Source organism: Ensifer sp. ENS03 (assembly GCF_014852035.1).
In the GTDB taxonomy this organism is placed as follows: Bacteria; Pseudomonadota; Alphaproteobacteria; order Rhizobiales; family Rhizobiaceae; genus Ensifer; species Ensifer adhaerens.
Map to the genome: position 1 here is coordinate 201,695 of NZ_JACVAV010000010.1, position 26,453 is coordinate 228,147.

The window sequence follows — 26,453 nt, forward strand, 5'->3', positions numbered from 1 at the left end:
TTGTACGGCGTGCGGTGACCACATCATGAGGCCGAAGTTGCCCTCCCACCGCGCCGGAAGCTGTTCGCTGGGAGGAAAGCGAATGCATAAATCCGATACGACTGATCCTGTCGAAAAAACCTACCCGATCCCAAGTTTGATGGCCCTTGGCCTACAGCATGTTCTCGTCATGTATGCCGGAGCGGTCGCCGTGCCGCTCATTGTCGGCAGCGCACTTCAATTGCCCAAGGAACAGATTGCGATGCTCGTCAGCGCGGATCTCTTCTGTTGTGGCATCGTCACCCTCATCCAGGCGCTCGGCATCTGGAACATCGGCATTCGCCTGCCGATCATGATGGGGATTTCGTTCACCGCCGTACCCTCGATTATCGCGACGGGCACCAATCCCGATCTCGGCATGCCGGGCGTCATCGGCGCGGTCATCGGCTCCGGGGTGTTCACGATCCTGGTCGCGCCGTTCTTCGGCCGCTGGGTACGGTTCTTCCCGCCTGTTGTCACCGGCACGGTGATGCTGGTGATCGGCCTTTCGCTGATGCGCGTCGGGGTAAACTGGGCGGCAGGCGGCCAGCCGATGATCAAGGGTCCGGACGGCATGATCCCGAACCCGGCCTACGGCGCGCCGTTCGCGCTCGCCGTGGCTGCCATCGTGCTCATGTCGATCCTGCTTCTCACCCGCGTTCTCAAGGGCTTCATGGCCAATCTTGCGGTCCTGATCGGGATCGGGATCGGCTTCGTGGTCGCGATCGCTGCCGGCAAGGTGGATTTCCACGGCGTTGCCGAGGCCGACTGGGTGCGCATCATTCACCCGCTCGCCTTCGGATGGCCGATCTTCGAGTTCTGGTCGATCCTGTCGCTCTGTGCGGTCATGACCGTCATGATGATCGAATCGACCGGCCAGTTCCTGGCTGTCGGCGACATGGCCGGACGCAAGATCACCGAGGCAGAACTGACCCGGGGTTTGAGAACCGACGGTGTCGGTAACATTATCGGCGGCCTGCTCAACACCTTCACCTATACGACCTATGCGCAGAACGTCGGACTGCTGCAGATCACCGGCGTGCTCAGCCGCTTCGTGGTGGCAGCGGGCGGCGCCATCCTGATCCTGCTCGGCTCGCTGCCGAAGGTTGCCTTCGTCAGCGCATCGATCCCGAGCTATGTCGTCGGCGGTGCGGCAATCGTGATGTTTGGCATGGTGTCGGCGACGGGGGTGAAGATCCTGTCGAAGGTGGATTTCGTGGCCAATCGCCGCAATCTCTACATCGTCGCCGTCAGCGTCGGCCTCGCCATGGTGCCGGTCGTTGCCGAAAACATCTTCGATCAGCTGCCGGCGGCGATCGAGAAGTTCCTGCACAGCGGCGTGCTCGTCGGCACCTTTGCGGCGGCACTGCTCAACATTCTCTTCAACGGCGTTCCGGCGAAAGAGCCGGAGGAGGCCGAACTCGTGGACGGAGCGCCGGCTGCCGACCCTGCCTAGAGAACAACGCCATTAGTCCGGCGGCCGCGCGCCGCCGGAGCCCCAACCCCAAGAGGATTCCATGAGACGCTTCGACTATCATCGGGCGGAAACGCTGGAGCATGCCTCCCGTCTTCTCACCGAGCTCGGCGACGACACATTCCTGTTCAACGGAGGCACGGACCTTTTGGTCGAGATCCGCGAACGGCTGCGCCGCGTGCGCAACGTCGTCGACATCAAGCAGATCCCTGGTTTGTCCGACATCACCTATGACGAGACGCGCGGACTGACCTTCGGTGCGCTGGTGACCGTCGGACGGCTGGAGAACCTGTCGCTGGTGCGCCAGCGATATCCGAACCTGCGTTCAGCACTCGCCTCGCTCGGCTCCATCCAGGTGCGCAACCGCGCGACCGTCGTTGGCAATATCTGTCGCGCCTCACCGTCGGCCGATACCATTCCGCCCTTGGTGGCGGACGGCGCCTTCGTGCACATCTACAGCCGCACCAACATGCGTGTGGTGCCGATCTGCGAGTTCTTCACCGATCCCGGCAGGACCGTTCTCGCCAAGGGCGAAATCGTTACCGGCATCACCGTGCCGCCGGCGGGTGACAATACCGGCAAGGCCTATCTCAAGCACGGCCGTCGAAAGGCGATGGAGCTGTCCACCGTCGGCGTCGCCGTCAGCCTGGCGATGGACGATGGCGTCTGCAGCGACATCCGCATCGCGCTCGGTGCGGTCGGCGCCACTGTGCTGCGCGCGCCGCAAGCCGAAGCCATGCTGCGTGGCACGAGGCTCGATGCTGAGGCTGTCAGGAGTGCTGCCGACAAGGCGATGGAGGAATGCACGCCGATCAGCAACGTGCGCGCCAGCGCAGACTACCGTCGCGACATGGTCGGCGTCCTGACCGGTCGCGCCATCAAACAGGCATTGGAGACTTTCGCATGAAACGGATGGTCGAATTCACCGTGAATGGCGAGGCGCGCGAGATGGCCGTCGATGGCTGCTGCTCCCTGCTCGATGCGCTGCGCGACGAGGTCGGCCTCACCGGCACCAAGAAGGGCTGCGATGTCGGCGACTGCGGCGCCTGCACCGTGCTCGTCGATGGCGAGCCGGTCAACGCCTGCCTGATGCTTGCCGTGGAAGCCGAAGGCCGTACGGTCGAGACGGTCGAAGGGCTCCAGCCGGGTGTCGATCGACTGCATCCGCTGCAGGATGCCTTCATGCGGCACGGCGCCTCGCAATGCGGCTTCTGCACGCCCGGCATCCTGATGATGGCGAAGAAGCTCATCGACGACAATCCGCACCCGACTGACGAGGACATCCGCTTCGGGCTCTCCGGCAACATCTGCCGTTGCACGGGATACACCAAGATATTCGACGCGATCAAATCGGCCGCGCGCGAGATGGAGTCTGCAAGACCATGAACATGACCACCCCCATTGAACAGCGCGAGTTCAAGATCGTCGGCAAGAGCGTCAAGCGCGACGACGTGCTCGAAAAGGTCACGGGCGAGGCGCAGTATACCGGCGATATCAAGCTGCCCGGAATGCTGCACGGCAAGATCAAGCGCGCGGCGATCGCCCATGCGCGCATCAAGTCGATCGACGTCAGCAAGGCGCTCGCCTATCCGGGCGTCAAGGCTGTGCTGACCCACGAGACCGTGCCACGCGTGCTGCACTATGGGTCGCCGCATCCACGCTCGGCCTCCTGCACCAAGGACCAGTACATTCTCGACGACAAGGTGCGGTTCTGGGGCGAGGGCGTCGCCGCCGTCGCCGCCATCAGCGAAGAGATCGCCGACGAGGCGCTCGACCTGATCGAGGTGGAATACGAACCTTTGCCGGCCGTCTTCGAGCCGGAGGACGCCGCGCAGCCAGGCGCACCACTGATCCATGACGTTGGGCCGGGCGGCAATCTTGTGCTCGACCCGGTGCGCGTCAACCGCGGCGACATCGATAAGGGTTTTGCCGAGGCGGACTTCGTTCTCGAGGGCACATTTGCCGGCGGGCGGCCACACCCGGCCTACATGGAGCCGAACGTCTGCATCGCCGACTGGGACGGTTCCAACAAGCTGACCTTCTGGACCTCGACCCAGACCTCTTTCATGGTGCGCGGCATCCTTGCAGAAGTGCTCGGCCTGCCGCTCACCAAGGTGCGCGTGCTCGTCGACCATATGGGCGGCGGCTTTGGGGCCAAGCAGGACCTGTTCCAGCACGAGTTTCTCTGTGCGCTTTTGGCGAAGGAAACCCGCCGGCCGGTGAAGATGGAGTTCACCCGCCATGAGACATTCGTGGCCGGTCGTTCCCGTCACCCTTGCCGGATCTGGCTGAAGCAGGGCTTCAAGAACGACGGCACGCTCGTCGCCCGCGACATGAAGCTGGTCTACGATTCCGGCGCCTACGGGTCCCATGGCCCGGGCGTGACCATCGTTGGAACCACCGCCGCTACCTCGCTCTATCGCTGCGAGAACGTGCGGCTGGAGGGGCGGTGCGTCTACACCAACACCCCGATCAACGGCGCCTTCCGCGGCTACGGCGTGGTGCAGAGCTACTATGCGCTCGACATCCAGATGGACGAAGCGGCCGAACGGCTCGGCATGGATCCGGCCGAACTGAAGCTGAAGAACGTGGTGCGCGCCGGCGACATCGCGCCATCAGGCCATCCGATCCTCGGCCACGGGCTTGAAATCTGCCTCAAGCACGGCATCGACGTGCTCGACTGGAAGGCGCTTTGGAACCGCGACCGGGCTCCAGATCCGAAGCGCCCGCACATCCGCAAAGGGTGGGGCATCGGCTGCGAGATGCACGGCTCGTCTGCCTATCCCGGCATCAAGGAACAGGGCAACGCCACGGTGAAGGTCAACGAGGACGGCACGGTGACGCTGCTGACTGGCGCTGCCGGACTTGGCACCGGAGCCCATACGGCGCTGGCGCAGATCGTTGCCGAAGAGCTCGGGGTCCGCTTCGAGGACGTCGGCGTCATCCATGGCGACACGGACGTGGTTCCATGGGACATCGGGGCCTTTGCCAGCCACACGACCTATCTGGTCGGCACGGCCGCCAAGATGGCGGCCGGCAAGGTCCGCGCCGCCGTGCTCGCCAGGGCAGCGATGAAACTTCAGGTCTCGCCCGACGAGATCGACCTTTCCGAAGGCAAGGTCTTCCTCATTGCCGAGCCAGATCGCTCTATGACGGTGTCGGAGGCCATGGGGCCCTCACGTGGCATTCCTGCCGCCAATATCGTTGCCAACGGCACTTACGAGCCGACGAAATCCTACTCCTTCGCCGCACATTTCACCGAGGTGGACGTCGACACGGAAACGGGCATCGTCGAGGTCAAGCGCGTCGTGCCGGTGCACGACGTTGGACGCGTCATTCACCCGATCGCGGCGCAAGGCCAGATCGAGGGCGGCATCCAGCAGGGCATCGGCCACACGCTGACCGAGGACTACGTCATCGACAAGAAGACCGGGCGCTCACTCAATGCGGGCCTGGTCGACTACAAGATGCCGCTGTCGATGGACATGCCCGACATCGAGACGATCATCCTCGAGGCAGCGCCCGACCCGGGTGGTCCCTGGGGCGCCAAGGGTGTGGGCGAAGATCCGATCATCGCCATCGGCCCTTCCATCGCCAATGCCATCCACGACGCCATCGGCGTTCGCTTCCACCACTATCCGATCACACCGGAAGACATCCTGAAAGCCTTGAGGGAGAAGGGCGCATGAATATGCATATCGAACCAGCGAGCCAGCAGAAACTCCCGATCACGATCCTCACCGGTTTCCTCGGATCAGGAAAGACGACACTGCTCAACTACATTCTCACCGAGCGTCACGGTCACCGTATCGCGGTGATCGAGAACGAATACGGCGAAGTGGACGTCGACAGCGACCTGGTGCTCGCCTCGGACGAGGAAATCTTCCAGATGCAGAACGGCTGCATCTGCTGCTTCGTCGACGTGCGCAACGACCTGATCGACGTGATGAAGAAGCTCCTGAGCCACAAGGACAAGTTCGATCACATCATCGTCGAGACCTCGGGTCTTGCCGACCCGACGCCGGTCGCCACCGCCTTCTTCGTCGACCGTAGCGTGGCCGACGAGGTGGAGCTCGACGCCGTCGTCACGCTGGTGGACGCAATGCACATCGACCAGCATCTCTACGATCCGGTGCTCGACGGCAGCGACAACCAGGCGGTCAACCAGATCGTCGCGGCCGACCGCATCCTCGTCAACAAGATAGATCTTGCCGGGGAGGATGCCCTCGGTTCGCTGGAAACATCTCTGCGCAGGCTGAACCAGACAGCACCCATCCTGAGGTCCAGCTACGGCAAGGTGGATCTCTCCAACATTCTCGGTGTCAAGGGTTTCCGGCCGTCCTATGTGCGAGAGCGGGCGGAAATTCTCGACATCGACATGGATGACGATCGCGATGCCGAGCACCATCATCACCATGATTGCAAGGAGCCGTGTTGCGACCATGCGCATCACGACCATGGGCACCACCATCATCATGACCATGGACGCGCGCACGCGACCCCCCTTCGGCCGCACCAGCATGACGCGACGGTGAAATCCCACTCCTTCGTCTATCCCGAAGCCTTCGACGGCGAAAAGCTTGCAGGTTTCCTCAAGGGCTACCTCGGCGAGCACGGCGACGACATATTCCGCACAAAGGGCATCGTTTCCGTTGCCGGCGACGACCGCTTCTTCGTGCTTCAGGCCGTGCACAAGCTCGTCGATTTCCGCCCGGACCACGCCTGGGGCGAAGACAAACGGAAGTCGAAGTTCGTGTTCATCGGCCGCAATCTCGACCGCGAAAGTATCGACAGAAACTTGCGTGCATGCCTGGTGCCTTAGCAGCGAATCTCCACGCCGGACGGCGCTTGCGTAAGCCTTTCTGTCTGAGCCGCCCGCGCCCCTCCAGCGCGGGCGGTTGCTGCTGCTTTCAACGACAAAAATAGCTTTAAAAACAATTAGTTAGCTCATTTTTTGAGTTGACAAGAATCGCGCGAAGTGGTTCCTTTGAAGGCGAGTAGAAGCACCGACAATTGCTCACCGTCTGTTGGAAGATGAGGCTGCGATGTCGATGCTGATCACCAAAGGAACACCCGGTTGCCCCGCCCTGGGAGCTTATGCGCCGGCCTGTTCCCTCCGTCCTCGGCATTTCCTGAGATCGCGGATCCAGGCCTGGCTTTGGCCGGCATGGCGTTCATCGCGCGGCCCCGCATCGACCGGACCCTCTACGACAGGAGAAACCTATGATTATTGACCTGAGCTGCTATCCCACCGATCTGGTGGACCTGGCTTGGCGACACGACGGACCGCCGTTCACCGGCGACAAGCTGCTGAAGATGATGGATGGCCCCTACTATGTGAACGGCAAGCCGCGCCGGATTGACAAGGCCTTCATTCAGCCGCCGCAAGGCAACACCATCTACACCCACGAGGTGATGGATCTCGAGGGCAAGGCCGCCATCCGCCAGTACATGGCCTACACGGAAAAGATGGTGACCGAGCACCCCGACCGCTTCCTCGGCTGCTTCGTCTACAACCCGCGCTACGGCACCCAGAACGGCGCCGAAGAGATCGAACGCTACGCCAAGGAGTTCGATTTCAAGATGGTGCAGCTGCAGGCGAACATGCACGCCTACCGCCCGGACCGCGCGCTCGACTGGCTGCGACCGGCACTGAAGAAGTGCGCGGATCTCGGCCTGATGGTGAAGGTGCATACCGGTGACGGACCGTACTCGATCCCGACGGAGTTCTACCCGATCATCCGCGAGTTTCCGGAGGTCAACTTCATCCTGGCGCATTTCGGCGTTCAGACCGGCGGCGTCTACGTGTTTGAGCCGATGCAGATGGCACTCGACACACCGAGTGTCTACGTGGAATCCGGCTGGTGCCTGCAGTCGCGCATCGTCGAATTCGCCAAGGTTCTGCCCAAGCACAAGATCCTCTTCGGCTCGGATACGCCGCCGAACGAACCGGGCATGTGGATCAACCTCCTGGAGGTTCTCTGCCACGAGCCGCCGCAGGGCCTGAACCTCGATGAGGATACGCTCGAAGATTACCTCGGCAACAACGTCGCCCGGATGATCGGGCTGGAAGCGACGAAGCCACCGGCCACCGTCGAGGAAGCCGAGGCGTATCTGCGCCAGCACGGCGTCGCCCTTGCCGCGTAAATTTGAACGGAGTGAACAATGATCATTGATACCCATCTTCACCCGACCAACCTCGTCGACGAGGCGTGGCGTCACACGGGCGAGCCCTTCACCGGCGAGCGCATGCTCAAGCTGATGGACGGTCCCTACATGATCAACGGCAAGCCGCGCCGGATCGACATGGGCTTCATCCAGCCGCCGCCGGGCAACACCGGCTACCGCGACGGCAACCGCAAGGGTCGCGACGGCATTCGCGACTACATGGCCTATTGCGCCGAGCTTTGCCAGAAGTACCCGGACCGCTTTATCGGCAACTTCAACTACAACCCGCGCTGGGGACCTGAAAACGGTGCTGCGGAGCTGGAATTCCACGTCAAGGAGTACGGTTTCAAGATGTTGAAGCTGCACGCCAACATGCACGGTTATCGCCCCGACCGCGCGCTTGATTGGCTGCGTCCGGCGATGAAGAAGTGTGCCGAACTCGGCGTCGTCGTGCTCATCCACACGGGCGACGGCCCGTACACCATCCCGACGATGTTTTATCCGATCATTCGCGAGTTCCCGATGGTGAACTTCATCATCGGTCACTTCGGCATCCAGACCGGCGGCAACTATTCGTTCGAGTCCTTCTGGATGGCGATGGATACCCCGAACGTCTATTGCGAGTCCGGCTGGTGCTTCCAGTCGCGCATCGTGGAGTTCGCCCAGCAGTTGCCGAAGAACAAGATCGTCTTCGGCACGGACAGCCCGCCGAACGATCCGGGCATGTGGCTGCGCGAACTGGAAGTGCTCTGCAAGGATCCGCCGCACGGCATCAATCTCTCCGAGGACGATCTCGAAGGCTATCTCGGCAACAACATCGCCAAGCTCGTCGGCATCGATCCGTCGCCGCCGCCGCGCGACCTGAGGGACGCTCAGGCGCGTCTGAAGGATAGCTATGCCGGTGTCGACCGGGCCACGGGCAAGCACAAGGAATTTGCCTGAGTAAAGACGACGGCGCCCATTCCGGGCGCCGTCACCCCCCAGTCGCGTCGAGGCTAAGATATGACCCAGTACCACAAGCAAGATGTCCGCAGCTTCCTCGCCGACTACAGGGCGGAGCACCCCGAAGATGTCATCACCATCGACCAGCCGGTCTTAGACGATCAGGATGCGACAGCACTGATCTGGAACCTGGCTGAGCGGGGGCGACATCCCATGCTGCACCTGAAGGATGTCAGCGGCGTCGGCAGCGAGGTCCTCTGCAACATCTTTGCCTCACGCGATCGTGTCGCCCGTCTGCTCGGTTCGACCGCCGACAGGTTGCACGAGGCCTACCAGGCGCGCGCCAACCGGCCGTTCACGCCGGAAGTCCTGAAGGAAGGTCCGATCACCGAGGAGATCGTCTCGGGTGATGCCGTCGATCTCAATGCGTTGCCGATGCTCAAGCACTTCGACACGGACCGGGCGAAATACATCACCAGTGGCATCATCATCGGCGAGCATCCCGAAACTGGCGCCGGCAATCTTAGCTACCACCGCGCGATGATCCATTCGAAGAATTCGCTCGCCACCTCGCTGCATTCGCGTGGCCATCTCTGGCGGCTGATGAACATGGCCAAGGAGAAGGGCAGGCCGATGCCGGTCGCGATGGTCATCGGCGGCCATCCGCTCTTCATGATCGCAGCCTCTGCCCGACTTGCCTTCGGTGAAGATGAACGCGATGTCGCCGGCGGCCTGATGGGCGAGCCGCTTCAGGTGGTGCGGACGCCAAAGTACGGCATTCGTGTTCCCGCCCATGCCGAGATCGTGCTCGAAGGTGTGCTGGATCCCGAGGCGCATGTGGAGGAGGGGCCGTTCGGCGAGTTCACAGGCTATTCCTCCGACCGCTCGACCAACAACCTTTTCACCGTCGAAACCGTCATGCGCCGGAGCAATGCCATCCTCGTCAGCGTCGCCGGCGGCAATTCGGCCGAACACCTCAATCTCGGCCGCGTGCCGCGCGAGGCCGAGGTGGTGGAGAAGCTGAAGGCGCGCTTTCCCTCGATCACCGCGGTGCACTACCCCTCGTCGGGCACCCATTTTCACGCCTACATCGCCATGAACCAGACGCGTGAGGGGGAGGCGCGGCAGGTCATGCTCGGACTTCTCGGCTGGGACCAGTACCTGAAAACCGTGGTCGTGGTGGACGCGGATGTCGATATTACCCGCGACAGTGAGGTGCTCTGGGCGCTTGCCACTCATTTCCAGCCGCACAAGGACGTCGTCATCATCGAAGGCCTGCCAGGCAATGCGCTCGACCCCTCCGCCAGCGGCATCGGCACGACCTCGCGGATGGGGCTCGATGCGACGCGCGGCCCGAATTTCCATGGCGTGCGCGCCCGCATCAGCGACGACGCCTGTGCGCGCGCCGCAGCACTCCTGAAAAGCGCGGGATAGGGCGATGACGCATCCAAGACGCATGATCGTTGGCATTTCGGGCGCGTCGGGCGTGGTCTACGGCAAGCGCATCCTCGAACTGCTGCGTGACCTCGAGATCGAGACACATCTGATCATGTCGCGTGCGGCCTGCATCACGCTTGCGGCCGAGGCGACGTTTTCCAGACAGGACCTCGAAGCGTTGGCGACGACCACCCATTCCAACAAGGATATCGGCGCCGTCTGTTCCTCTGGCTCCTACAAGACGCTCGGCATGATCGTCGCCCCCTGTTCGGTCAAGACGCTGGCCGAGATCGCCACGGGCACGACGGACAACCTCATTTCCCGTGCGGCCGACGTGGTGCTGAAAGAACGTCGTCGCCTCGTCCTGATGCTCAGAGAAACGCCGCTTCATCTCGGCCATATCCGTAACATGGCGCATGTGACCGAGATGGGCGGCATCATCTATCCGCCTGTCCCAGCCTTTTACGCGAAACCTCAGTGCATCGAAGACATGGTCGACCACACCGTCGGCCGCGTGCTCGATCTCTTTGATCTCGATCCGGGTATCGTGCGCCGCTGGCGGGGAACGCAGGGAGTGGAGTGAGATGACGATCCGCATCGCCGCCGATCCGGAAACGCTTTCGCCAGAACCGCGCGCTGCCTTCCTGTCGGACGATGCAATCGAAGTACTGTCTTTCGCCGCTCGATCGCTCGAAGAGGGGCAGTCAACGGCCCTCATCACGCTCGTCGAAATTCGTGGCGGCGCTGCGCGCGCCCTCGGCGCGCAAATGGTCGTGCGCAGTGACGGTCTCTATTGCGGTTTCGTCTCCGGTGGTTGCACCGAAGCGGCCGTGGCCGCCGAAACCATCACCGCTCTTGGAAAGGGCCTTGATCGCACGCTTCGACTTGGCGAAGGGTCCCCGTTTTTTGATATTGTCCTGCCCTGTGGCGGCGGCATTACCCTTGCGATCCATGTATTGGCGGACGCGGCAGTCTTGCGCCAGGCGCTTTCCACCCTCCAACGTCGCTCGCCGGTTGGGCTACGCTATCATCCTGGCAAGCGCGCCCTTTCGCTGCAGCACGGCAGCGAGGCAAGCGGCTGGTACGGCGAGAGTTTTGTGCGCGCCTACCGGCCGAGGCCGCGGGTCATCCTCGCCGGCACTCCGCTCGAGATCGATGCGGTTGCCCGCGTTGCTGTTGCGGCCGGCTACGAGACAGTCGTGCTCGAGCGCGGGCAAGTGCCTTCGCCTGACGAACTAGACGGCGACACCGCCGTCGCGCTCCTCTTCCACGATGTTGATCGCGAGTTGCCGCTGCTCGATGCGGCGCTGACGTCGAATGCGTTCTACATCGGCGCCCTTGGCAGCCGCCGGACCCATGCGAAACGCTGCCAGCTCCTGCGTGATTGCGGGGGAGATGAGCGTCTGCTTTCTCGCATCAAGGCGCCGATCGGCCTTTTCGACAAGGCGAGGGATGCACGTTCACTCGCAGTCTCGGTCGTGGCCGATATCGCACACGCGCGCCTGCGGCTCGACTGGATGTAGGTCTCCCATCCGAAGACAAAGGGCGCCGATAAAGTCGCTCAATCCTCGATGGAGGCGGAGGTCGCCTGGCATTACCTCTTGCGACTTGTTGACTCACTCGCGGTTGAACAATACCTTGCGAGCTCGGTCGTTAGGCTTGTCCTCAACATGACGGATCAATCTCTTCAGCGTCGCCTTGCCGCCATCGTCGTTGCCGATGTGGTGGGATATTCACGCCTGATGGAGGCTGATGAAGTCGCAACGCTGGCCGACCTCAGGAAACTCCGTTCTGGCGTTATCGAGCCGGCTGTGATGCGTTACACGGGTCGCATCTTCAAGGTCATGGGCGACGGATTCTTAATCGAATTCGGTAGCGCGGTGGACGCGGTCGCAGCAGCGTTGGAAATGCAACGGGCCACCACTGCTGTCGAAGCTGCCGGAGACCGGCGCCTGCTTTTGCGTGTAGGGGTCAATCTGGGAGATGTCATAGACGACGGTTCAGACGTTCTCGGCGACGGTGTCAATGTCGCGGCGCGCCTAGAGACGCTGGCCGCACCGGGAGGTATCTGCATTTCAGCCAAAGTTCACGGCGAGATCGTCGGCAAGATCGGCGACCGTTTCTTTGATGCAGGCGAACGCTACCTAAAAAACCTGGCTCGCCCGGTGCACGTGTGGCATTGGCCGGATGCGCTGCAGAGCATTTTGCCGCTGCCCGAATGTCCCTCGATCGCTGTATTGCCGTTCACGAATACGAGTGGGGATGAAGCGGACGCGCCTTTCGTCGACGGCTTGACCGAAGACCTGATCACCGACCTTTCCCGTACAGCTGGCCTCTTCGTCATCGCGCGCAATTCCGTGTACGGCTACAAGGGCAAGCCGGTCGACGTACGGCTCGTCGCCCAGGATCTCGGCGTGCGCTACGTCCTCGAGGGGAGCGCCAGACGCGCAATGGGTCGTGTCCGCATCAATGCACAATTGATCGACGCGCTTGGCGGCCAGCACTTGTGGGCCGACCGGTTTGACAGGACGGTGGAAGACGTTTTCGAATTACAGGATGAAGTTAACGCCAAGATTGTTGAAGCCCTCATCGGCCGACTGACCATCCCGACGCAGCGCAATCGGCCGAAGAATTTTGAGGCGTACGATCTGTGTGTGCGCGCCCGCCTGCTGACGGAAGAGTCGCCGCAAACTGCGCGTGAGGCTTATGTGTTGCTTCAGCGCGCGGTTGAGCTTGAGCCATCATATGCCGAAGCGCTCGGTCTGCTCGCCTATAATCGTTGGCTGGCCTGGACTCACTTCGGCGAGCCCGAAGATCCTAACCGTCAGATGGCGGTGACGCTCGCGCAGAAGGCCGTCGACCTGGACCCCAACGATGCCGGCAGCCGTTACGTTCTGGGGACTATTTTGGCTTATGAACGGCGATGGGAGGAATCAGAAGCCGCCTTCGGCAAGGCCCTGGAGCTAGACCCCAACCACGCCGACACCTGGGCCGCCATGTCGGACATGTCCGTGCTGGACGGCAGGGTTGCCGACGGACTGGCACAGATTGAAAAAGCTCTGCGGCTCAATCCCTATCCAGCCTGCTGGTATCTTTGTCATCTTGGGCAGGCGCAATACGCCGCGCGTGACTATGAGGCGGCAACGGCTACACTGCGCAGGAAAGACACGTATCGTACCAACTCACGCAAATTCCTGGCTGCTACGCTTGCGCAAATGGGCCACCTTGAGGAGGCGCGGCGAGAAGCAGAATTGTTCCTGATCGCCCACCCTCATTTTACGATCGGCCATTGGCTCAACTCCCAGCCGCTGCGCGATGCATCTGTACGGGACCACTTTGCAGACGGCTTCCGAAAGGCTGGCCTGCCGGAGATGTGACAGCGGGGAGTAAGGGCAATCGGCCTGCGGGCAGCCTCATCGTTTTGACTAGCGACGTTATCGATGCCTATCGCGCACGGCGGCGTATCCAATCAGGACACGACGGTCGCCTTGGCAGCTATTGGCCTTGCGCGGACAGCGGACTCCTTACCGCTACAGGAGTTGCATGCGAACGCTATCGGCTGGCGGTGGTGAAGAACCATAGCGCCATACGCGACCGAGATCGTTTTGCAGGTGGTCCTATGCGGCAATCGTCACGCCGTTAGATTGGCTTCAATCGGCAGTGTAAAAACAAACGTCGATCCTTGGAGCTCGTTCTTTTGTGCCCACAGGCGTCCGCCGTGGGACTCGACGATCGAACGGCAGATCGCCAATCCCATGCCCATGCCGTCGTTTTTCGTAGTGAAGAAAGGTTCGAATATCCTGTCGGGGTTTTTGACCCCCGTGCCGCAATCGCTCACGGCGATGCGGATTGCGTCTTCGATACGCGTCGCATGCAGGCTGACAATGCGCCGATCTGCCGTGGATGTCATCGCTTCTATGCCGTTTCGGATCAGGTTGACCAGAATCTGCTGAAGTTGCACGCGATCCATAGCGACCGGAGGAAGGTCGCTTTCGAGGTCAAGCTGGATGCGAACGCGGCGCCGCATAGCCTCCTCGGCCATAAGGCTGCGCACTTCGGCAACGACGCTGTCCACCGTTGTGCTCATCCCAGGTTCTACCGACCTCGTGAACAACGCACGGATGCGGCTCACGACGTCTGCGGCGGCGTTTGCATCGCGCGTAATGCGTTCCACGGTCCTTTGCGCTCGCGCAAGGTTTGGTGGCTCAACAGAAAGCCAACGTTGACACGCATGCGAATTTGTCACGATCGCTGCCAACGGCTGGTTCACCTCATGGGCGATCGAGGCGGAAAGCTCGGCGAGGCTGGCGGCCTGAGACGCACGCGCAAGACCATCGCGCGCGGCCCGCAAATCCTCCTGGGCTCGAACTTCGCTGTCGATGTCGATGCAAATGACGTTCCACTGGACGATCAGCCCATCGGCGTCCCTCATGGGCGCTGCCCGGGTCTCCACCCAGCGATACTCTCCGTCCGACCGGCGAAGCCGATGCTTCTGCGCATAGGGCGTACCGGTGGCCAGGGCATGGGCGCAGTTTTCATGGACCTGAGGCATATCGTCGGGATGGACGGCAGCACCAAGCGCGCCCGACGGTCGTGCTTCTCCCCACCCATCGGGCGCTTCCAACTTGTATCCCAGATACTCGCGAAGCTGTTCGCTGCGGTAGACAGGATCGCCGTTCGGGTCGGTGCATTCGACCATCGCAGGCAAGGTTTCAATGAGTTGTTGAAGCGAACGCTCACGCTCGCGCAAGACCTGTTCGACGCGGAGCTGATCGTCGATGTCGTGACAAATGCCGAACCATTGCAGGATCTGACCGTTGGCGTCCCGCAAGGGAGCGCCGCGGCCCGACATCCAGCGATAGACGCCGTCGGAACGGCGCAGCCGGTAGGTCAGGGAGAAGTTTTCGCCGGTGGCGAAGGCCTCTCTCAGCGTGGCATCCATCTTCGCTGCGTCGTCCGGGTGAAGCGCGGCTGTAATTGCAGCGGCGCGAACGCTGACCGATTCCTGATAGTCCTTCACGTCATGTCCGAGGAACTCGATCAGGCTCTTGCTGAAGAAGACCGGTTCCCCGTCCGTGTTTAAGCGCCAGAGTGGGCTGGGTACCATGTCGACCAGTTGCGAGAGTTCGCGCTCCCGATCGAAGAGCTGTTGTTGGACACGCACTTCATCGTCGACATCAATGGCAACGGCATACCACTGCACGATCGTCCCGTTTTGATCGCGCAATGGCTCGCAGCGCCCGTCGACCCAGCGGTACGCCCCATCAGCGCGCAGCATGCGATATCTGTTGGAGAAGGGTTCACCGGCGGCGAAGCCGTGCGTGGCGTTCTCCCGTACGGATGCGATATCGTCCGGATGGACGACAGAACGCATCATCGCGCCCGCGCGGGTCATGCCCGGCTTGTCCACGTCGATGGCATCGAATCCGAGGAAGTCTATCAACCGTTTGTTCAGAAAGCTGAGTTCACCGCCGGAGGTCTGCCGGGCTATGAAGGCCGGTACCATATCGACGAGCAGGGACAACTCGCGCTCGCGATCGTGCAATGCGTTTTGAGCGCGCATCTGATCGTCGATATCGAGCGAAACGCCATACCACTCCTCGATCTCTCCTTCCTGATTGAGGCGAGGTTCGACTCGGCATTCCACCCAGCGATATCCGCTTTCAATTTCAAGCCAACGAAAGCGCAACGTTGCGCTGCTACCGGTCTTGAAACATCTTTGCAGTGTGTCTCCGACGGCTGCGGCGTCGTCGGGATGGATCAGCTTCTGAAGCAGAGTTTCGATACTCTGCTCTCCGTGCGCTTCGAAGCTTGCGACAACCGAGCGGAAGCGGTCCCTGAACTGTTTGTTGAAGTATACCGAGCCGGTCGATGGCGTCGCGCTCCAAATGCGGACCGGCACTGCGTCGATCATCCGTTGTAGCTGCCTCTGACTGCGGCGCAATGCGTCCTCGGCGTGCGTCAGATCATCGATGTCATGGCACATGCCGTACCATTGGACGATTTTCCCGGAGTGATCCCGCATTGGCTCTGCCCGGCTCGACATCCAGCGAAAGACGCCGTCGGCCCGGCGCAGGCGATATCGCATGGCAAAGGCCTCACCGGTTTCGAGGCAATTGCGAAGCAGATCGACGAACGCGCCTGCCTCGGCGGGATGCACGGAGGCTTCGACCATGGCTGCCAGCCGGGTTTTTCCCGGCTTGTCCGTGTCACAGATGTCCAGGCCGAGAAAGTCGACCATGCGCTTGTTGAAGAAGGTGGGCTCGCCATCCGGCGTCAAGCGCCAGACGTGGCTTGGCACCATGTTGACAAGCTGCAGCAGCTCCTGCTCCCGTTCGCGCAGTGCAGCCTGAGCGCTCACTGCGTCTTCGATGTCGACGGAAACGCCGTACCACTGCAGAATCGTTCCGGCTTCGTCACGTAAAGGGGTTGCCCGGCTCTCGACCCATCGATGGGGACCGTTTGCCCGCCGCTGACGGTACCTTCCTGCAAAGGTCGTACCCGCTTCGAACGCGCGTTTCAGCGCTTCGTCGGTGGCAATGCGGTCATCCGGGTGAATGTCCGTCAGGGATCGCTTGCCATTGGCCGCAATCAGATCCGTCAACGCCAACCCGGTCGTGTCGGTGGCCCACTTGTTGAGGTAGCTCGGCGTTCCGTCAGGCGTGGCGCTCCAGATGAGAGCCGGAACGGCGTCGGCCAAGCGTTGCAGCCGCAGTTCACTTTGCCGGGCGGTGAGCAGCGCCAGCTGGTGTTGCCTGGAAATGGCTGCGACGACAAGCGCCGAGAATGCGGAAATCACGAGGAAGAGCTGCAGCATGACCTGCTGCTGCCTTTGCGATCCGGCGTCACCGATAAACTGGCTGTCTCCGGATATCGTGAGCGCCATCGTAATCAGTGTCAGGAGCGTCAAGGCGACAGCAGCGCCTCGAAATTCGAAACGTGCGGCGGCCCAAAGCAGAAGCGGCAAAATGATGTAGGGCGAGGGGAAGAAGTGAGCGCTCAAGGAAAGCACAGCAACGCCGAGGAAGATGAAACAGAGAACGGCGGCCTCCGTCCAGTGTGCCACGGACAGGCCGGTTTCACCGCGCCAGGAGCGGACGAGGACCAGCACCAGTGGCGCAACCAGCAGGATGCCCGTTGCATCTCCGATCCAGAATAGTGGCCACACCGATGCGAATGTCTGGGACTTCACGCCGAACCAGGCAAGGGTTGCACTCCCGACGGTCGCGCTTGCGAGGGGCGCTACTCCCGCACCCAAAACGACGAAAGCGAGGACCTGTTGAAGGGTTTCCAGCCGCACGGGACGGCCAATGGCGCTGCTGAGCAGCATCGCTCCGGCGGAGGCACAGAGCGCGTTGCCGACGAAGATCAAGAAACCTGCAGGAAGCGGGCTGTGAAACCACACGAGCTGGGCAAACATCTCGGCAAAGCAGCCGCTGATGATCCACCAGGGCCAGCTGTGAGGAGACGTGAGGATGAGTGTCGCCATGAACACGCCGCCGGGAGGCCAGATCGAGACGGTGATGCCCGGGACGATAGCAAGGACATTCGCAAATCCGCAGCCCAGCACGTAGGCGGCGAAAAACGCAACGAGATGCAAAACCTGCGGTCGGCTTGATCGGAACCGCCGCCAGTGGGAAGCTCGCTCGACGGATGGTCGTTCGGTCGGCGCCCACGGCAACGCGCTCCCCGCCGGCCCTGGCGACGTTCGCTCGAGCCCTTGCACCGGATGATCGACTGTTTCTGAATGGCTGTCGCTAATTGCTCTAGAAGCTGATTCCATCGGCTGCTCCGATCGGACAGAGAAAGCCTGGGCACCGTGGGGGGTCTACCAAGGCGCTGTAAACGAAGTCTGGCGGGGCGAACCAACCATTCCTCTAACCCTATCGCAATCACGGCCATACCGCAGCCTATGGAAGTCTATGAGAAGGCGTGCTGCCAGGCGAGTCCGGATGCTACTCTTCGCCTATGCTCAAGTACAGCTTAGAATAGACCGCTCAGTTGTCATAGATTTCCATAGGATGCAGGCGAGACGCGGCGAGAATAGGATGGCGGATAGTTTGCGCAGTCCGACTCTCGAGAACAACTGCTATGCAGAGCGCTGATAGTGGCTTTCCTCGTCCTGCAGGAGAAGGCAATGACGAAGGCGTTCGATTCACCTGACGAAATCGGGCTGAAAGCAATGCAGGCGGTGCGGATCATCGAAAGCGTGGTCGGCAACGCCTGGGCGGCGAATTCGGCCGGCGAGATCGTTTGCGTCAGCCCTGCGGTACTGTCGCGGCTGGACTTGACGCTTGAGGAGTTCGGCTACCAGTCGGATGGTGGTCCGCTGGGCTGGAGGCGAATGATCCATCCGGATGATTACGAGCGGTCTATGGCGCTCTGGCGCTGGTGCCTTGAAACTGGCCAGCACTTCAACATCGAACACCGAACTCTGCGCGCAAGCGGCGCTTACGGTTGGAGTCGAACGTCTGCTCAGCCCTTGCGTGATGGTGAGGATGATATCCTTGGCTGGTACGGCGCGATCATCGACATCGAAACGTCTGCCGCCGCCGCTCGTTTTGGCGATACCGCGGAGGCGGCCGTACAGGAATTGCCAAGCTCATTGAGCGCAATTCACCCCGACGACCGAACCGCAGCGGCGCATGCAGCCGCGCGTGCATTCTGGACGGGCGTTCCGCAGGTGACGAGGCACAGGAAGCGCCAGCCCGACGGCAAGTATCGGTGGACGGAAACACGCGCCGAGCCCGGATACAGCGTCAGCGTCGATATCGATGAGTTGGTGACGGATCGCGAGCCTCGCATGGTTGCGGCATCCGATAGCGCTGGCGAACCAGAACCACTGCGGTCTGCGAGAGCTGTCGAGAGCATATTCGGCAACGGCTGGGCCTTCGATGCGCGCGGACGATGGATTTACCTGCATCCATTTGCGCAGAACTCGCTCGGCGTCACGCCTGAGCAACTGAACATTTCCGTTGACGAAGGTCACACGGCCTGGAAGCAATTGCTGCATCCGGACGACTATGAGCGGACCGCAGCGGTATGGAATCGTTGCCTTGAAACGGGGGATGACTTCAATGTCGAGTTTCGCTTCCGCCGCGTATCGGGAAGTTATGTCTGGGCCAGAACTGCCGCCCGGGCCGCCCGCGACGCCCGAGGCCGCATCCTGGGTTGGTTCGGCATCGCGCTCGACATCGATGTTTACAAGAAGACCGTTGAAGCTTTGCGTGGCCGAGAGCTTGAACTCTCGCAACTTGTTGACATGGTCCCAGTTCACATCCGCCGACTGGGGCCCAACGGCGAACCGACCTTTTTCAACAAGCGCCTGCTTGATTTTTATGGGTGGAAAGATCTTGCACAGTTGGAAACAGCGGCTGGCAGCCGGCTGGCGACGGCGATGGAAATGCTCGTGCATCCGGACGACTCCGCGCGTCTCCTGGAAGCGGTCCGCCATTCCGTGGCGACAGGCGAATCCTACGGAATGAAGTATCGTTTGCGCCGCTCGGACGGCGTCTATCGTTGGGTCGAAGGACGCGCGGTGCCGCTGATCAACCAGGAAGGGGCGATCGTAAACTGGTATGCGATCTCGATCGACATCGATGACGAGATGCGTGCGCAGAACGCGTTGCGCGACCGAGAAAGGGAACTCTTACAGCTCGTCGACATCGTTCCCAGCCTGCTTTGGCGCCTGAACCGTCAGGGCGAGCCAACGTTTTTCAACAAGCGGCTGATGTGCTTTCTCGGTCTCGACGCTGCCAATTCCGAACAGCCAGACCCGGGCCGTCTGGCGTCCGCCTTCAGAGCGTCCGTGCACCCGGACGATGCTTCAGGCCTCGAGGAGGCACTGGGCCGGTCTGTCGCGACCGGCGAGAACTTCTCAAAACGGTTTCGCCTGCGCCGGTCGGATGGCGTCTATCGCTGGGTTGAAAGCAATGCAGAACCCTTGCGCGACGATAGCGGGCAGATCGTGCAATGGTACGGGCTGTCACATGATATCGACGACCAATTGCGCGTCGAAGATGCGCTGCGTGAACGGGAGCGGTCACTGTGGCAACTGGTTGAGACGTTGCCGGCGATGATCGACTGCGCCGCACCAAACGGCGAGCCGGTCTATCGCAGCCAACAGTTGCGGGAGTTTCTCGGGTATAATCTTGAGGACCTGGACGGAACGGCGAAGTCCCGGCTGGACGCAACGCTAGATGCCGGGGTGCATCCCGACGATGTCGCAGGCGTCAAGGAGAGGTATGCGCATTCCTTGGCCACGGGCGAACCCTATGCGCGCAAGCATCGCCTACGGAGGTTTGACGGCGTTTATCGGTGGGTCGAGACCAGAGCGGCTGCCATGCGCAATCTGGAGGGTGCGATCGTCCAATGGAACGTAATTTGCCTTGATATTGATGGCGAGGTTCAGGCTGAGGACGAATTGCGACTTGCGCAAGAGAGACTTTCCAGAGCCAGTCAATCGGCGAGCCTGGCCGAGCTTTCGGCGTCAATCGCCCACGAGGTGAACCAACCATTGGCAGCGATCGTGGCCAATTCCAATGCCTGTCACCGTTGGTTGCTGGCTGAACCACCCAATCTCGAGCGGGCAAAGATAACTGCCGAACGCATTATCCGTGATGCCAACTCCGCCGCGGAAGTCGTCAGCCGCATCCGCGCCCTGTTCAAGCAGCGTGTCGAGCCTCAGAGCGATAGCGATCTCGTGAGCGCAATCGCCGAAGCCGTTCATCTCATCGCGGAGGAGGCCATGCGCCGTCGCGTTCGGGTCGACGTCGATATCGAGAAAACCCTTCCCTATGTTGCGGTGGATCAGGTGCATATTCAACAGGTTCTGGTGAACCTCATTCGCAACGGCATGGATGCGATGGACGCTGTGGCCCGCGACCGCGTCGTTCGTGTCCAGGTCCGTCGCGTGGGGGATTTCGTCGCGACGGAGGTCAGCGACATTGGCACGGGGGTCGAGTTTCCGGAACGAATATTCGAATCCTTCTTTACGACGAAAGTGAACGGAATGGGGATGGGCCTGGCAATTTGTCGTTCGATCGTCGAGTCGCACGGGGGGCGGCTGTGGGTGCAAAACAATGAAACAAATGGCGCAACCTTCACGTTTACCTTGCCGATCGAAGTGGAAGCAGCGGCATGACGAACGAGGAATACACAGTTTTCATCGTCGATGACGACAATCGGATCCGCGAGGCCCTGTGCGAGCTCTTGGCCTCACACGGTATCCAGGCGATCGCCTTCGGTTCGGCCGGAGACTATGTCAATTCGGAAAAACCGGATGCGCCTGCCTGCCTGCTTCTGGATATCGAATTGCCGGACATCAACGGTCTCGACCTTCAAAGCGAAATAGCCAAAGGGGAGCATCCGCCGATCGTATTCATAACCGGTCACGGAGACATCCGTTCGTCGGTGCGGGCCATAAAGGATGGCGCGGTCGATTTCTTGACCAAACCGTTTACCGACGCGGATTTGATGGCCGCCATTCATGCGGCCATAGCCGAGGATGAGAAAAGACGGGCCGAGCGCGCAGAGTTCGGAAAGCTGAGGCGACGCTACCTTGACCTGACACCGCGCGAGCGGGAGGTGCTGCCGCTGGTCATAAGCGGGCTGCTCAACAAGCAGGCGGCCGCAGAACTTGGCATCAGCGAGGTGACCCTGCAGATCCACCGGCGAAATGTGATGCAGAAGATGAAGGCAGACTCCTTTGCCGACCTCGTGCGCATCGCCGAACGTTTGAAGATACCCGTTACCCATGCCCGCAAGACAGGCGTGAAGTCGATGGCTTTGCCGCATCGGCAGGTCGTCGCGATCGTTGACGACGATCCGAGATTGCTGGAGTCCCTGGAGGATCTGTTGGAGTCGGCCGGTTACTCGGCTCGCAGCTTCTCGTCTGGCCGATCGCTGCTTTCCGCTGGGCTCCCGGGTCTGGATGCGCTCATTACGGATATAGGGATGCCGGGAATGGACGGGTTCGAACTGAGGGACCTGGTCAAGACGAAAGAGCCGGGCCTTCCTGTTTTCCTGATGACTGGCCGGCACGAGATCGCCGATCAGTTGAGTGCGCGCGACCGGACGAGCTGCTTCAGAAAACCCTTCGACGCGCAGGTTCTGCTAGCGACGCTGGCCGCCGCATTGGGTGACCGGCACATGGAGGGAAACGATGAAACTTGAGATGCCGCTAGAGCCGACGGTCGTTTCGCAGGCACATTGTCAAAGCGAACGCCCGCCCGTCGTGATCGTCGACGATGCATGCGGGACGAAACAGAGGCCAATCTGATGCAACACGCTCAAACCAAGACGGAAGAGCCTGCGGAACCGATCGTCTACGTCGTCGACGACGACGAGGCCATGAGGGAAGCGCTGCTCGATTTGTTCATGGTGACCCAAAAGCGGGTGACTGCGTTCTCGAACGGGCCTGAGTTTTTGGAGACGGCAGACATCCGGGCGCCCGGTTGCCTTGTTCTTGATTTCAACATGCCAGGGGGCACGGGTCTGGACCTCCAGGAGCATCTTTCTCTTGCTGGTAGTCGCCTGCCGGTGATCTTTCTGACGGGGCATGCAGATGTCCCGACCAGCGTAAAGGCGATGAAGGCTGGCGCCATGGACTTCATCACCAAGCCGTTCGCCGATCACGATCTGCTCGAGGCGGTGGATCGTGCCATTAGGCTCGACGCCGAGCGCCGCAAGGTCGAGGCGGAACGCGACCGGATCCGGGCGCTGGCAGATACTCTTTCTCCTCGCGAGCAGGAAGTGATGTTTGCAGTCGTGAGTGGCCTGATGAACAAGCAGGTCGCCTACCAGCTCGGCATCAGCGAAATGACCGTGAAGCTCCATCGAATGAGCCTCATGCGCAAGATGCAGAGCCGTTCGCTGGCAGATCTCGTGCGAAAGACTGAACAGCTACGACGGAATTGAGCAACTCACAGGCCTGCAGGAATCCGGAGTTATGTAGCAACTGTCACCAATGGCCGCTTTTAGGCCCGAAGCGGACATCCGGCGACAATCGCTCGAGACTGGAGCTTGCATTCCACGAACACAGGAGTTCAACGTGCGGAACCGCGGCCAACAGTGTCGGGGTCCCGCACATGGATGCGTTCGCGCCGACCTAGAGCGTCATTCCACCGTCGATCGTCAGGCTTGATCCAGTCATGTAGGATGAAGCTGGGCTAGCGAGATATGACACCACGCCTGCTATCTCTTCTGGAGCGGCGACGCGCTTCAACGGGCTCCGGGCCGACAGCATTTCGATAGCGCCGGCATTCATGTCGGTTTCTGTTGGGCCTGGCTGGATGTTGTTAACCGTGATTCGCCGAGGCGCAAGATCGAGCGCAAGGCCTTTGACCATGGCCGCGACGGCGGCCTTGGTGAGCTGGTAGACACTCGCTCCGGGCGAGCCAGTGCTGATGGCCACATTGGAGCCAATCGTGATGACGCGGCCGCCATCCTTAAGATACGGCACGGCGGCCTGTATCGACAGATAGACACCCCGAACGTTGATGTTGAGCATCATGTCTAGTTCTTCCAGGCTTACAGAATCGACGGTGTTGATACGCAATATGCCTGCATTGACCACCACAGCATCAATTGGTCCAAGGAGGTCCACAGTCTTTGCCACGGCCGCGCGAATAGCCTCGGGGTCACCGCTGTCGGCTTGGATGGCGATAGCTCGGCCGCCGATGGACCCAATGTTCGCGACCAGTGCATTGGCACTGTCCGGACGCGACACGTAGGTGAAGGCCGTGTCGAAGCCGTCCTTCACCAGTTGTTCGACGGCTGCCCCGCCGATACCACGTGAACCACCGAAGACGAGTGCGGTTTTACGCTGATTGATCGTCATGCCATTCTCCTTTATTGACTGATTAGTCCATTATTGGGCAAAAGAAAGCCTCTTCGTTTGAAGAGGCAAACTCACGGTTTCAGTCTGTGGATCGCGAAGCGCCCCATCGACTTGAGGTCTGAAGCCGCAGCACCGCTGCGTGCTGCCACTTGAAGTCCCGCCATCACCATCTGAACGAATGCCGACGCCTCTACCGGGTCAAGCCCGGGATCGACCTCTCCCAACCGTTGGCCTTCCTCGATCCGTTCGACGATACGTCGACCAAGCAGGGCGCTCGCCTTCTCTCGGCGCAAATTCAGTTCTTCATCCGTAATGCCGAACTCGCCAACGGAACCGACGCCCATACAACCAAGGGCGCGCTCGCAATCGTCATCAGACACCAGGCCAGTGAGCAGGTCCTCGATGCCTTTCAGTGGCGAGGTCGGCTCGCCGAGCCTCTTGAGGTGGCCCGAGTTGGTTCGCCGCTGATATGTGTCGAGCGCCTCGATATATAGGGTACGCTTGTCGCCGAATGCGCCGTATAGACTTTGCCTGCCGATGCCCATCGCCTCGCGCAAATCGTCGGTTGACGTCGCTGCAAATCCCTTCGCCCAGAACAGCCGTAAGGCCTTGTCTAAAGCCGTGTCGCGGTCAAACTCTCTTGGTCTTGCCATGGGAAAGGGTAGTAGCTGTTATTGACTGATCTGTCAATAACCTTGTCTAAAAGCCGGATGACCGCTCCTGGCGCAAAGCTGACAACGCCTCATCGTTTTCGGTTGGTGGTATTTGCTACATAATTCCGCAGGTGACGACCCTTGCCAGGGAAAGGGAGGCCGCCTGCCCATGGGCAAACGGCCCCTAGGTGTGCCGGCCTTTGGCAGTCGTGCCGCGGGGAGGGGGCTGCGACACTTAGATCATCACCTCCTAAAGAAGGTGCCGGCGAAGGATGATGATGAAAGCTTACGGTCTTTCACGCATCCGCATCACTATACATTCGTTTAGCGGGCCGTTCGCGGCGCGGAGCCGGTTGTCGTTCAGGACAGGCGATGCATGCATCCTAACCAGGGCGGCCGGAAAAGAGGCGTGGTCGATCATTTCCGTCTTTTAGCTCCCGCCGAGACCTCACTGCAGAAGTTCCGATTTCCTTACGAGGTCGCTGAAGGTCCGGGCCTGCATCTTCTTCATAGCGCTTGCGCGATGAAGCTTGACCATGATTTCGCTGATTCCCAGTTCGTATGCCGCCTGTTTGTTCATGAGACCTTCGGTGACGAGCTTCATGACCTGCCTCTCACGTGGGGTGAGACTGGCCGCGCACTGGCGGGCATGCTTTCTCCTTAGAGCCATATCCCGCTGCTTTTTTCCTTCCTCCATGGCTGCGGCGACCGCACAAAGTAGGTCGTCCACCACGAAGGGTTTCAACAGGAAATCGACGGCTCCCGCCTTCATGGCGGTGACGCTCGTCGGGACGTCTCCATCGCCGGTCATGAAAACGATTGGAAGTTCGAAGCCTGCATCCGACAGTTTCCTTTGATACTCGATACCGCTCATGCCTGGCAGTTTCACATCGAGCAACAGGCACCCTACGGCCTCTGGATCGCCCCTTTCGTCGAAATCCGCAGTGTCGACGAACGCTTCGGCCGGTATTCCGGAAGAACCAAAGAGTTCAAGCAGCGCCGAGCGAATTCTCTCATCGTCGTCGATGATGTGGACCACGTTGACGTCGGTGGCGGTTTCGATGGGGTTTGAACGTTCGGGCATCGCTTAGCTCCCTTGATCGTCAAGAACCAACATCCGCCCATTTTATCCGCCGTGGTTTTGCTGGCTATAAAACGAAGGTTTGCCCTCCCGTGGGTTCGAAGACCGTTCCGTATGTTCCGTCAGCACTCGATGGTTTGCAGTCAGACGCTACAAAGCGAAACACACGGTGCGATCGCCCGAAAGGTGACCTCGATCAGCTGTTCGGGAAATGCCAGGCGGGAAACACCAATCAGGTTGCTCGCACACTCCGGAATCTCCGCTCCATACATTTCCTTGCGGACCCTGCCAGCGGCCGCAAACGCGGCGTCCACATCGAGTACGTAGAGTGTCTCTTCGACCACGTCGTCGAGTGAAGCGCCGAATTCGGCAAGGACAGTGACGGCATTGGCGTAGGTCTGCCGCATCTGCTCTTCCATGCTCGAAAAATCGACTGGTCTTCCGGCAGGGTCCAGCCTTGCCGGGGCCACGAGGTTGCCGGCCCTGTCGTGGCTTAGCTGTCCGGAGACATAGATGATGCCTTTAACCTGCACGGCCTGGGAATAGCCGTAGGCTTTTTCCCATGGCACACCGAAGTTTGCGGTCCGTTTGATCGGGGAACACATGAAATCCTCCATTCCTTCCGGGCGGGCGGTGGCCTCAACCGCTCATTTTCGTTTCAAAGTCCGGTCGGTTAGACCTCTCATGACGTCGCTCTACCAATACGGCTGGGCCGGCCTTGCCGAAAGTAAACTGAAGTTTGGCTATCCAAATGCACTTGGCATCGAGGAGCAGTTCGCCGGAAAAATGCTCCCGGCGGCCGGCGGCGGATTTGCGGGCACTTCTGAGTGTGACGAACCC

At 60.8% G+C, this 26,453-nt stretch carries 18 protein-coding genes and 2 pseudogenes; 15 read left to right on the forward strand and 5 right to left on the reverse strand.

All coding sequences use genetic code 11. The features are described from left to right. Positions 1-82 precede the first annotated feature (82 nt). From IB263_RS28115 to IB263_RS28165, 11 genes are all read left to right on the forward strand, one after another. Complete coding sequence (locus IB263_RS28115; RefSeq protein ID WP_034791739.1) at positions 83-1,474, forward strand: nucleobase:cation symporter-2 family protein; 1,392 nt, start codon at positions 83-85, stop codon at positions 1,472-1,474. Positions 1,475-1,535: 61 nt separating this feature from the next. Next, positions 1,536-2,399, forward strand: a complete 864-nt coding sequence (locus IB263_RS28120; RefSeq protein WP_192439312.1) for a xanthine dehydrogenase family protein subunit M — start codon at positions 1,536-1,538, stop codon at positions 2,397-2,399. Continuing rightward, positions 2,396-2,878 carry a (2Fe-2S)-binding protein gene (locus IB263_RS28125; RefSeq protein WP_192439313.1) on the forward strand — a complete coding sequence of 161 codons (483 nt, stop codon included), beginning with the start codon at positions 2,396-2,398 and terminating at the stop codon, positions 2,876-2,878. The genes IB263_RS28120 and IB263_RS28125 overlap by 4 nt, the downstream gene beginning before the upstream one ends. Beyond that, entirely contained in the window at positions 2,875-5,181 is a 2,307-nt protein-coding gene (locus IB263_RS28130) for a xanthine dehydrogenase family protein molybdopterin-binding subunit (RefSeq protein WP_060529470.1), read from the forward strand. Before IB263_RS28125 ends, IB263_RS28130 begins: the two co-directional genes overlap by 4 nt. Positions 5,182-5,183: 2 nt before the next feature. Further along, positions 5,184-6,314, forward strand: a complete 1,131-nt coding sequence (locus tag IB263_RS28135; RefSeq protein ID WP_060604847.1) for a GTP-binding protein — start codon at positions 5,184-5,186, stop codon at positions 6,312-6,314. A gap of 401 nt (positions 6,315-6,715) precedes the next feature. Next, the gene (locus IB263_RS28140) at positions 6,716-7,639 is read left to right on the forward strand and encodes an amidohydrolase family protein (RefSeq protein ID WP_034791747.1); all 924 of its coding nucleotides are present in this window, start codon (positions 6,716-6,718) and stop codon (positions 7,637-7,639) included. 18 nt (positions 7,640-7,657) lie between these two features. Further along, positions 7,658-8,602 carry an amidohydrolase family protein gene (locus IB263_RS28145; protein ID WP_034791749.1) on the forward strand — a complete coding sequence of 315 codons (945 nt, stop codon included), beginning with the start codon at positions 7,658-7,660 and terminating at the stop codon, positions 8,600-8,602. Positions 8,603-8,662: 60 nt separating this feature from the next. Continuing rightward, on the forward strand, positions 8,663-10,036 hold the full coding sequence (locus tag IB263_RS28150) for a UbiD family decarboxylase (protein WP_192439314.1): 1,374 nt from the start codon (positions 8,663-8,665) through the stop codon (positions 10,034-10,036). Between the two features lie 4 nt (positions 10,037-10,040). Beyond that, positions 10,041-10,622, forward strand: a complete 582-nt coding sequence (locus IB263_RS28155) for a UbiX family flavin prenyltransferase (RefSeq protein ID WP_060521226.1) — start codon at positions 10,041-10,043, stop codon at positions 10,620-10,622. Between the two features lies 1 nt (position 10,623). Further along, a complete protein-coding gene (locus IB263_RS28160; protein WP_192439315.1) occupies positions 10,624-11,562 on the forward strand; it encodes an XdhC family protein in 939 nt (312 codons plus the stop codon). Between the two features lie 147 nt (positions 11,563-11,709). After that, positions 11,710-13,416 (forward strand): adenylate/guanylate cyclase domain-containing protein, encoded by a 1,707-nt coding sequence (locus IB263_RS28165; protein WP_192439316.1) that lies wholly within the window; start codon positions 11,710-11,712, stop codon positions 13,414-13,416. 254 nt (positions 13,417-13,670) lie between these two features. Here IB263_RS28165 and IB263_RS28170 read toward each other — a convergent pair whose 3' ends face one another. Beyond that, positions 13,671-17,822 (reverse strand): PAS domain-containing protein, encoded by a 4,152-nt coding sequence (locus IB263_RS28170; protein ID WP_192439317.1) that lies wholly within the window; start codon positions 17,820-17,822, stop codon positions 13,671-13,673. A 354-nt stretch (positions 17,823-18,176) separates the two neighbouring features. On the opposite strand from IB263_RS28170, the gene IB263_RS28175 reads away from it, so the two are divergent. From IB263_RS28175 to IB263_RS28185, 4 genes and pseudogenes are all read left to right on the forward strand, one after another. Then, complete coding sequence (locus IB263_RS28175) at positions 18,177-21,182, forward strand: PAS domain-containing protein (protein WP_192439318.1); 3,006 nt, start codon at positions 18,177-18,179, stop codon at positions 21,180-21,182. Further along, a pseudogene (locus IB263_RS34265) lies at positions 21,179-21,811 on the forward strand (response regulator transcription factor); the annotation flags it as partial. The gene IB263_RS28175 and the pseudogene IB263_RS34265, both read left to right, overlap by 4 nt. A gap of 45 nt (positions 21,812-21,856) precedes the next feature. Next, a pseudogene (locus IB263_RS34270) lies at positions 21,857-22,213 on the forward strand (response regulator); the annotation flags it as partial. A 105-nt stretch (positions 22,214-22,318) separates the two neighbouring features. Continuing rightward, positions 22,319-22,957: a response regulator transcription factor gene (locus IB263_RS28185; RefSeq protein ID WP_192439344.1), complete on the forward strand. Its 639-nt coding sequence runs from the start codon at positions 22,319-22,321 to the stop codon at positions 22,955-22,957. A gap of 190 nt (positions 22,958-23,147) precedes the next feature. On the opposite strand, the gene IB263_RS28190 is transcribed toward IB263_RS28185, so the two are convergent. The 4 genes from IB263_RS28190 to IB263_RS28205 all read right to left on the reverse strand — a co-directional run bounded on the left by IB263_RS28190 (position 23,148) and on the right by IB263_RS28205 (position 26,230). Then, positions 23,148-23,879 carry an SDR family NAD(P)-dependent oxidoreductase gene (locus tag IB263_RS28190; RefSeq protein WP_060521221.1) on the reverse strand — a complete coding sequence of 244 codons (732 nt, stop codon included), beginning with the start codon at positions 23,877-23,879 and terminating at the stop codon, positions 23,148-23,150. Between the two features lie 71 nt (positions 23,880-23,950). Then, the gene (locus IB263_RS28195) at positions 23,951-24,532 is read right to left on the reverse strand and encodes a TetR/AcrR family transcriptional regulator (protein ID WP_060521220.1); all 582 of its coding nucleotides are present in this window, start codon (positions 24,530-24,532) and stop codon (positions 23,951-23,953) included. A 448-nt stretch (positions 24,533-24,980) separates the two neighbouring features. Next, the gene (locus tag IB263_RS28200; RefSeq protein WP_127890197.1) at positions 24,981-25,616 is read right to left on the reverse strand and encodes a response regulator transcription factor; all 636 of its coding nucleotides are present in this window, start codon (positions 25,614-25,616) and stop codon (positions 24,981-24,983) included. A 140-nt stretch (positions 25,617-25,756) separates the two neighbouring features. Then, positions 25,757-26,230 (reverse strand): RidA family protein, encoded by a 474-nt coding sequence (locus IB263_RS28205; RefSeq protein WP_034791786.1) that lies wholly within the window; start codon positions 26,228-26,230, stop codon positions 25,757-25,759. Positions 26,231-26,453: the final 223 nt, after the last annotated feature.